This is a genomic window from Devosia sp. A369 (genome assembly GCF_054489345.1).
Window position 1 is genome coordinate 1 of the sequence record NZ_JBTMWV010000054.1, and the last position, 1,220, is coordinate 1,220.

Sequence of the window (1,220 nt, forward strand, 5' to 3'; positions counted from 1 at the left end):
TGAATAGCCCCTAGATTTGTAGACGCCTTCCTTCCTAATTTTGAGGCAAGGAGGCCTACATGGGCAAAGCCAATTTCAGCGACGATTTCAAGCGGGACGCGGTTCGTCAGATCACCGAGCGGGGGTATCCGGTTGCAGAGGTGTCGAAGCGCTTGGGCGTGAGTGCGCATTCGCTCTACGGGTGGCGGAAGAAGTATGCATCGGACGTATCCAAGGGCGGGGATCAGGCCGACGAGATCCGGCAGTTGAAGCGAGAACTGGCCCGCGTCACCGAGGAGCGCGACATCCTAAAAAAAGCGGCCGCGTACTTCGCCAAGGATGTAAAGTGAGGTACGCGTTTATTGCCGAGCATCGCCAGCAATTCTGCGTGCGCACAATGTGCCGGTGCCTGCGTATCCACCCCAGCGGCTTCTATGCCTGGCTCAAGAGCCCCTTGAGCAAACGGGCCCAGGAAGACATTCGCCAGACCCGATTGATTGATGACGCCTGGAAGCAGAGCGGCAAGGTCTATGGCTACCGCAAGCTGCATGACGACCTGCTAGACCAGGGTGAAACCAGTTGTGCCAACCGCATTGCGCGCCTGGCCAGATTGGCCGGGATCAAGGCCCAGATTGGCTATCGGCGCCGGCCCGGCTCCTATGGCGGCAGGCCATCGGTGGTGGTCGACAACACCTTGGCTCGGCAGTTCGACGTCGATGCGCCGGACACTGCGTGGGTGACCGACATCACCTATATCAAAACCATGGAGGGCTTTGCCTATCTGGCCGTGGTCATCGACCTGTTCTCGCGCCGCGTCATCGGTTGGTCACTGCAAAGCCGGCAGACCAGCGAGGTTGTCCTGCAGGCTCTTCACATGGCGGTCTGGCGACGGAAGCCACAGAACACGGTGCTGGTCCATTCCGACCAGGGCAGCCAGTTCACCAGCATGGATTGGGCCAGCTTCCTGCGGCACCACAATCTGGTTCACTCCATGAGCCGGCGCGGCAACTGCCATGACAATGCCGTGGCCGAGAGCTTCTTCAACCTGCTCAAGCGGGAGAGGATCAGGCGCCGGACCTATCGAACGCGGGACGAGGCACGCCAGGATGTGTTCGATTACATCGAGATGTTCTACAACCCGACCCGCAAGCACGCCCGCAATGGTATGCTCTCACCTGTCGAGTTCGAGCGACGACACCAAACCTAACCCCGAAGGTGTCTACAGAACGCGGGGCTATTCA

The 1,220-nt window shown here is 59.7% G+C and carries 1 protein-coding gene; it reads left to right on the top strand.

Annotated elements, in window-relative coordinates; all coding sequences use genetic code 11:
• Positions 1-59: 59 nt before the first annotated feature.
• Positions 60-1,186, top strand: a protein-coding gene (locus ACX3OZ_RS20840) for an IS3 family transposase (RefSeq protein WP_459105506.1) whose coding sequence is annotated in 2 segments (ribosomal slippage) — positions 60-303 and positions 303-1,186 — 1,128 coding nt in all. Because the reading frame shifts where the segments join, the coding sequence is not laid out codon by codon here.
• Positions 1,187-1,220 lie beyond the last annotated feature (34 nt).